At 50.1% G+C, this 7,691-nt stretch carries 6 protein-coding genes; all 6 read right to left on the reverse strand.

Going from position 1 to position 7,691, the window contains the following annotated elements:
• Nucleotides 1-325 precede the first annotated feature (325 nt).
• The 6 genes from AZ66_RS24185 to AZ66_RS24210 all read right to left on the reverse strand — a co-directional run bounded on the left by AZ66_RS24185 (nt 326) and on the right by AZ66_RS24210 (nt 7,585).
• Nucleotides 326-2,374, reverse strand: a complete 2,049-nt coding sequence (locus AZ66_RS24185; RefSeq protein ID WP_044357207.1) for a hypothetical protein — start codon at nt 2,372-2,374, stop codon at nt 326-328.
• Nucleotides 2,375-2,681: 307 nt separating this feature from the next.
• Nucleotides 2,682-4,346, reverse strand: a complete 1,665-nt coding sequence (locus AZ66_RS24190) for a CocE/NonD family hydrolase (protein ID WP_052648829.1) — start codon at nt 4,344-4,346, stop codon at nt 2,682-2,684.
• Complete coding sequence (locus tag AZ66_RS24195; RefSeq protein ID WP_082061710.1) at nt 4,343-5,371, reverse strand: P1 family peptidase; 1,029 nt, start codon at nt 5,369-5,371, stop codon at nt 4,343-4,345. Before AZ66_RS24195 ends, AZ66_RS24190 begins: the two co-directional genes overlap by 4 nt.
• Nucleotides 5,371-5,937 (reverse strand): ECF transporter S component, encoded by a 567-nt coding sequence (locus tag AZ66_RS24200; protein WP_044357208.1) that lies wholly within the window; start codon nt 5,935-5,937, stop codon nt 5,371-5,373. Before AZ66_RS24200 ends, AZ66_RS24195 begins: the two co-directional genes overlap by 1 nt.
• A gap of 60 nt (nt 5,938-5,997) precedes the next feature.
• Nucleotides 5,998-6,825, reverse strand: a complete 828-nt coding sequence (locus AZ66_RS24205) for an energy-coupling factor transporter transmembrane component T family protein (protein WP_044357209.1) — start codon at nt 6,823-6,825, stop codon at nt 5,998-6,000.
• A 4-nt stretch (nt 6,826-6,829) separates the two neighbouring features.
• Nucleotides 6,830-7,585 carry an ATP-binding cassette domain-containing protein gene (locus AZ66_RS24210; RefSeq protein ID WP_231587026.1) on the reverse strand — a complete coding sequence of 252 codons (756 nt, stop codon included), beginning with the start codon at nt 7,583-7,585 and terminating at the stop codon, nt 6,830-6,832.
• Nucleotides 7,586-7,691 lie beyond the last annotated feature (106 nt).

The raw sequence follows: 7,691 nt of genomic DNA on the forward strand, positions 1-7,691 counted from the left end.
CCATCGTATGCATACTGTGTCTGTTGGCATAAGATGACTGGCTCCCTGCCGCAACTCCCCCGTTCATCTCCTGATTCATAGCCGTTCCCCTCTCCCCTCGTAGATCAAACATCGATTCCTTACCTACAAAAGAACCCTATTTCTATATGTATGAGCAACAGAAGGCAATAAGCATATATGCCGATACTTGAAGTTTAACCCTTGTGACACCACCCTGTGACCGCATTAGTGATATGAAGCTTCATAAATTAAGCACAAACCGAGGATAAACAAACAAAGACCGCGTTCAACAATCGTGAACGCGGCCTTCTCTGAACCTTGTATCCTATTTCGGAGAACCCACCAAAATAGTTCCGCCCTTGCCCGATACAATGAACTTCTTTCCGTTACTGTCCCATACAATGTCGGTGAGATCCACTGCAGTGGAAACCGCTCTCTCTTCCCAGCGCACGCCATCCGTGGATTCCAGCAGTGTTCCTTTATCACAGGCAATGAGAATTTTGCCACCTCCATAAGCAATTGCATTCATTCCATACGAATTGGAAGTCGATTTCCAATCAGCCCCGTTTTTCGATGTGATGATCTGACTGTCTGCAATCGCAATGAACTGGCGGCCATCCCATACGGCCCCCCGTACAACATTTGCAGTATGCTTGCTAGCTGTCCATTTGGAGCCATTATAGATCATAAGAACATTGCTGAAGCTCTCTGCATCAACCTGTCTACCGATTGCAATTCGTCCATTGCTCGCGAGTTGTTCCACATATGGAGTCGGTACTGATTTAGTCGACCATGTTGATCCATCTGTTGATACAGCGGTTCCTTCCAACAGCTTAACTACAAGCTGCTTATCCGATACGTACACTTCTCGAGGCTTGCTCGAAAACTCACTCCCTGGATGCATTGTCCACACACCATGCTGATTGGAGGAATAGATGAACGACTCCAACTTTCCATCGACATTATCAATTCCTCGTACCGCGAATACATTCTGCACAGCAGCAGTTGAATAAAAATAAGCTCGCTCAAGCTCTTTCGGGTTATGTACATCCCAATTCACTCCACCATCCCGCGATTCCACAATGACACCTTCTCCAAATGCGACAATGCGGCTTCCCGATGCCTTTACAGAACTGAGATTCCTGACTTTTCCTTCAGCAACTATCTTCCATTCCCGCATATCTGGCAGGGAGGTTCGAATAGTACCCAGACTTCCTACTGTGACCACACGTTCTTGATCTGCATACAGTCCGTTACTATTCGCAAGCATGCCACCATATTTCTGTTTAAAATAGGGACTGGCACTTGCATCTGATTCTGCTTGCTGATTCGTATCCACAAATGTCCATCCTAGACCATCCGTTGATTGGGCAAACCTGCCCTTTTCGATCCCTGCAATAAATCGACTGCCATCCCAGCTTACTGCGCCAACAGACAACCTGCCAAGATCAAGCTTACCCGCAGCAGAGTTGCCTTTTGCATTAGGGTCTCGGTTCAACTCCTGCCAATGAAGTCCATCTGTTGAGGTGTAAATAATCCCTGTCATTCTCGGTTGCTTCACGTCACTGCCCTGCAGCCTTCCATCCCATCCGACGGCCACCAGTCTGGTGCCATTCGTCGCAATTTTATGAACCGTTACCCCTATGCCGGACTTCTGCACATTCCATTTCTTATAGTCAGATGAATACGCGACGTATTGATCTTGCAAAATGAACGCGTTTCCCTTATGCACGAAGAGCTTTCCTGACTCCAATCCTCCGATCAATTCCGACTTCCATACCGGATACATGGACCAAGATGCCCCATCTTGGGAGACGATAAGTACAGGAACAGGATAGGACATTTCCTCAACTTTCACACTCATGATCCCGTACGCAAGGAACTTGCTTCCGTCCCAGACCACACTTGTCAGCGCGACATCTTTCTGCGTATACTTGACCTTCATCGCTGCCCGATCCTTGCTGCTTCTACCGTTTTGGCCGCGGAAGTCGCCAACCGTATAATCCAACTTGATCTTGCCTGCTGTCCATTGCTTGCCATTCGTTGACGTAATAACTGCCCCTCTGTCGCCCACTGCCACATAGCGCTTCCCGTTCGCCGCAATCGCTCGTAGATTCGCAATAACTGGAGAGGGGGTATAGTTCCAATTCTCACCGCTATCGCTATATGCGATCGTACTATCATCGCCTACAGCGACCAGGTTGCCCTTTCCACTGCGTACAATGTCATGAAAATCGCTCGATCTCAACTGCACCCGCTTCCAGTCTATCTGTGCCGCTGCTGCAGACCCTGAGCTCTGGTTACCGAGTACGCTGCCCCATAATACGATTAACGCTACGAGTAGACCAAGCCTGCGCCGTGATGTGCTATTCATCCAAACAACTCCCCCACCTACAAGTATCTGCTCTTTACACACTGACCAGTTCCATGGAACTAGCATGAAAGAACTATTACAGTATTCTTTCTTTTGACATGAATTCCTTGTATTGAATCACAATATCAAAAAGAAATGTAGGGGAACCCTCTCATTACTTCTTATTACTACGTAGAATAAGTTAATTTGATTGATTTAACGCTGCTCTCTTATAAAGATGGTACGGATACGATCGGCAAAAGGAGATGTGAGGGGAAAGCGTCGTAACGATACACGGTCTGAGTCGCAAGTGCTAGATCAGATATCGTCACATCCCAGGCGGGATCATACTGTTTGGGTTCCGATCGTACGTTGGGAACAAGGAGCTCGTAATTTCTAACCGAATCGCATGTCCTTGTTGAAAAACGATAGCGGTTGGTCCGAGGGAAATGTCATAAGCAACCACCTCTCCAGGAACTACTGGCTCTGGATGCTCCAACGAGTGTCGAAAATCTGTACGTACAATGCCTTCGACAATGTTATACGCCCTTCCATCTGGATAGACATCAATCAATTTAGCAACGAAGTCGGTATTGACCGCTGTCGTCGCCGCATACACCCTAGCAACAACTTCCCCAGCAACGGTCACTGGTCTATCGAGAGGCTCTGTCGTATAGACAAGCACATCATTGCGCACTTCATTCGCTAGCTGCAGCTTCGGCCCCATCGGGGTCAGGTCGGGCACTGCACCCGATCGTCCTCCAAGCGCAGGAACCGGAATGAGCGGATCATAGATGTATGTATCTATAAGCAGCGGGTCATCAGGCGGCGAGCCTTGCGACAATCGACCGTCTCCATTTATGGAGTTGGCCCGATCTCCATGCAAATAATATTTTGTTAACTCCACCTGAGGGGGCGGCCAAGTCTGAGTATGCTTCCACTGATTCGATCCCATCTCAAAATAGCTGATCTTGTTCCACGATTGCAGTGCATGCTCATCCCCCTTCAGCCACCGGTCAAACCATGCCAATTGCCACTCATTCACTCGATTCGAAGCCTTAATGCCGAAGTCAAGCTCACTGACATATCGCGACCACGGCATGTGATACCACGGCGTGATTCGCAAGTATTGGTTCTTCCTCGCCTCTTCATTCGCCCCCTGCTGCCGAACTCCTTCGTAATTGCGAATGGTTCCATCTACAAACGGATCATACCAACCACCGATATGCAGGACGGGTACTTCAATGCGGTCATATCGCTCTTCGATGGACAGTGCTCTCCAGTAGTCATCTCGAGTCGGATGCTGCAGCCAATCCTGATAGAACGGTGCAAACTCACCATTCATGAGCGGCATATCCCGAAGCGGCAGCGTGTTGTACAAGCCGTGTATGACAGATCCCCCACGCGCCAGCTCCCGCTCCCATTCGGGACGTCCATGTCGTCTAGCCGTGTTCTGTGTAAGGAACATGATCCACGACTGATTGCAAGCGAGGGCAAATGCCCCATTGCGGTACACACCGCCCTGATAGGCGTCCGATCCAGTCATCGCGGGCGTTAAACAAGCCAAGTGCGGAGGTCGTGTAGTTGCTGCATGCCACTGAGCCGCTCCCGCATAAGAAAATCCGTACGTGCCTACCTTCGGGATCACATCGGGCAAGGCTGCTGCCCATTCAATCGTGTCATAGCCATCCCAAGCTTCGTTGCGGTAAGGCTCAAACTCACCTTCCGACTTCCATCTTCCTCGTACATCTTGGACAATCACCACATACCCATGCTGTGCATACCAAGATGGATGCGCATAATTCATCGTCTGTGCATCTTCCTTATTGTACGGGGTGCGTAATAGAAGCACTGGGTGAATCCCTGTTTCGGGACGATAAATATCGGCGTACAAAATCACCCCGTCACGCATTGGAATCGGTACATCTCTTTCGACGATGACAGCGAGTCTTGTGGGGGTTGTTTGGGCTGTGGTTGTATGGGCTGTGCTCATTGCAACGTCGCCTCCCCATAATAAGTTTCCTTCTGCTTATTCTTATGGGCAGCCGGATTCACATCTCCGCAAGCCAAATCTCTGTAAGCCAATAATCCCCCAGCACGAGCAGCCGTGCGCACTCCCCTTGCAATGGCTTCCGCAACCACATCTGCAGCAAGTGTTCCGACGAGATCCACTGTGGCCTCGATTGAGCCTGTGGAGGCAGCGAAAGCAATATCTCCATCGTACATCGTATGAACCGGATAGATCGCTCTCGCGAACCCATCATGTGTCATTTCTGCTACCTTCTTCAACTCCGTCTTCGTCAGCCCCGCATTGGTGGCTACGATGGCTAATGTTGTATTTGTCCCTGTAAATGAAAATGGCTTCTCCTTCAGCCAATGCAGGCTTGCACCATCTTGAAGTTCACCTTCATCACTGAGCGGCCCCGCAAGCAGTTCTCTAGTGTCTGGATCTCGAATTTCCCCAAGCGCATTCACCGCTACGATCGCTCCTACAACCAACCCATTTGGCAGCTTGATCGAAGCCGTTCCAATACCTCCCTTCATCGCACGCTCGAATCCACCGATCTTGCCTACAGAGGCTCCGCATCCCGCGCCAACATTGCCTTCGGCAACATCCCCCGATGACGCATCAGCTGCTGCTGCGTACCCCATATCGCGATCTGGCCGAGCATTCGGACTGCCTACAGACAAATCAAATAGAACAGCCGCTGGGACGATCGGAACAATCCCGTAACCTACATCGAATCCGATATTTCTCTCCACCAAATAGTCTGATACACCAGATGCCGCATCGAGACCGAAACTCCCACCACCACTCAATACGATGCCATGTATGCGATCCACGAGATTGGTGGGCTGAAGCAGATCGGTCTCTCGGGTTCCTGGTGCAGAGCCTCGCACATCAACGCTGCATACCGCGCCTTCTTCCCAGATCACCACCGTGCATCCAGTCATTCCTTCCTCATCATGCGCTTGGCCAACTAATGTACCAGGTACATCTGTAATCTGCCCGTGCATTATCCTTCCACCTCCCCGCTCAGCAGCTTCGCCTTCTGCTTCCGATTCGGCGTGAGCTTCTTCCATCCAGCAACGACAGCAGTTGTAATAATGACGGAGACAATCGCTTCCGGAATTCCGTTGGTAAGCCCCACACTAATCGCCACTTCTAAGGACAAGTAGTTGCGAAGCACAGCCGCCGTCAGTACGAGTACCGTGTTTGTTATAGAGCCTATAAACCCCGCCGCACCGATGGCAATGTACTCGTTTTTTCGCTTTAGCGCAGCATAGATCAAATAAGCAAATAGACCAATGAACAAGCGCGGAACGATCGCGACAAGCGGATCTTTAAATAATGGAATGGTAGACTCCAGTAAAGACGTGACGCCAAAAATCAGACCGATGGCCGTGCCGACTCCCCATCCCTCCAATATGGCTCCAACGATGACAGGGATATGTACAATCGTTACCGTTCCCGCTGCGGTCGGAACAGGTATAAAACCTAATTGGGTAACGCCAAGCAGGATGGCAATAGAGCCGAGAACACCGGCAATTACAATTTTGCGAATACCTGGATTTGAATTCATAGGGGTTCCTCCATGTTCATCTGTGTTAAGGGGATGTGAGGCACTTCATCGTCCATTCCATTACAGCCAAATCAACAGATAGGCTGCTCCTACCGCCACAAACAGCAGCATCACATCAGGAGTTCTCGCTTCAAACGAACGGAACGAGGTTCTGCCATGCGATCGGTATCCTCGCGACTCCATTGCTGCAATTAATTGCTCCGCACGTTGAAGGGCTAATTGAAATAACGGAATGATGAGAGGGAATACCGATTGTGTTCGCTTCATGATCCGCCACCATGGGATCGTACCGAAGGATGCGCCGCGAGCAGCCTGCGCCTTGCGAATCTTATCCATCTCCAGCGCGAACGTTGGGACGAAGCGAAGGGCAATCGTAATCATCATGCAGAAGGCATGCACAGGAACCTTCATCTTCTCCAGCGGGCGCAATAAGCTGTGCATGGCCCGTGCAAGCTGAGTTGTAGTGGTGGTCAATGTCAGTACACTCACGAGGAGCATCATATCTACGAACCGCATCGTGGATACAATGACAAGCCGTACCCCGCCTTCTGTCAGCCAGATGAATCCATAATGCCAGTACACCTGACCATTCGCATACACTTTGCCGTTGAACAATAATTGAAGGAGGGCCAGAATAAGGAGAAAAGGAAGCGCAGGCTTCAATCCCTTCAAGGCATATCCGATTGGAATGCGCGCAAGGAAGACGATGAATAGACTTATTGCGAGACCAGCTATATTACCTGCATAAGATTGACAGAAGGCAACAGCACCAATATATAAGGTGAACGCCGCCAGCTTATACCGTGAATCCCATTGATGGATGAGTGAGCGTCCCGGCATGTACTGCCCTATCGTAATATGCCGCGCCGAATCAAATGCTTCTGCCATCGTTCTACCCCACCTCCTGACGAAGCAATTTACTTACTTCCGCTACCGTTTCCTCAACCCCGAACGTACTGCTGTTTATGTCATATCCGTTCGCAATCAACGTATGAACGAGCTCCACACTTTGGGGCGTTCCAATGCGATAGCGATGAATGAGCTCCCGATTAGCAAAGATTTCACGTGTCGTTCCGTCAGCGACATTGCTCCCATCCGCCAGTACATACACTCGATCTGCGAGCAGGGCCACTTCTTCCATACTGTGGGTGACAAATATGATGGTTCTCCCCTCATCACGCGACAATCGCTTGATTTTATACAGCAATTCGTGACGTGACGTCGGATCAAGCCCCGCTGTCGGCTCATCAAGCACAATGACTTGCGGATCCAGAGCTAACAGTCCTGCAAGTGCAACCTTGCGTTTCTGTCCACCGCTGAGCGCAAAGATAGGTCGGTTCCTCATCGTTTCGAACGGCAGTCCGACGAAGTCCATCGCATGTCGCACTCGTTGGATTACCTCCTTCTTCGGCAATCCAAATTGAAGCGGACCGTATGCGATATCGTCAGCTACATATTTCTCGAACAATTGATCCTCTGGCTGCTGGAACAGAACCACAACTTGCCTCCGTATTTCGGACAGTGAACGCTTCGATTCGGACAATTCATGGCCAAGCACGTTGACTTTCCCGGTCTGGGGAAGCAGTAAGCCATTCAGATGCTGGATGAGCGTCGACTTGCCTGAACCCGTATGTCCGATGATTGCCACGCATTCCCCTGGCTTAGCATGAAAGTATACATCGTGAAGTGCTGCTTGCTGGAATGGCGTTCCCGTTCATATACGTGTGGGACAACTGCTCAACCTGTACTGCATA

Origin of the sequence: Paenibacillus sp. E194 (genome assembly GCF_000935845.1) — a bacterium.
Taxonomy (GTDB): Bacteria; Bacillota; Bacilli; order Paenibacillales; family Paenibacillaceae; genus Paenibacillus_B; species Paenibacillus_B alvei_B.

What these genes read in the sequence shown, in the direction of transcription:
- AZ66_RS24185 (WP_044357207.1), bottom strand. Translation starts at nt 2,374, where the DNA reads ATGAATAGCACATCACGGCGCAGGCTTGGTCTACTCGTAGCGTTAATC.
- AZ66_RS24190 (WP_052648829.1), bottom strand. Translation starts at nt 4,346, where the DNA reads ATGAGCACAGCCCATACAACCACAGCCCAAACAACCCCCACAAGACTC.
- AZ66_RS24195 (WP_082061710.1), bottom strand. Translation starts at nt 5,371, where the DNA reads ATGCACGGGCAGATTACAGATGTACCTGGTACATTAGTTGGCCAAGCG.
- AZ66_RS24200 (WP_044357208.1), bottom strand. Translation starts at nt 5,937, where the DNA reads ATGAATTCAAATCCAGGTATTCGCAAAATTGTAATTGCCGGTGTTCTC.
- AZ66_RS24205 (WP_044357209.1), bottom strand. Translation starts at nt 6,825, where the DNA reads ATGGCAGAAGCATTTGATTCGGCGCGGCATATTACGATAGGGCAGTAC.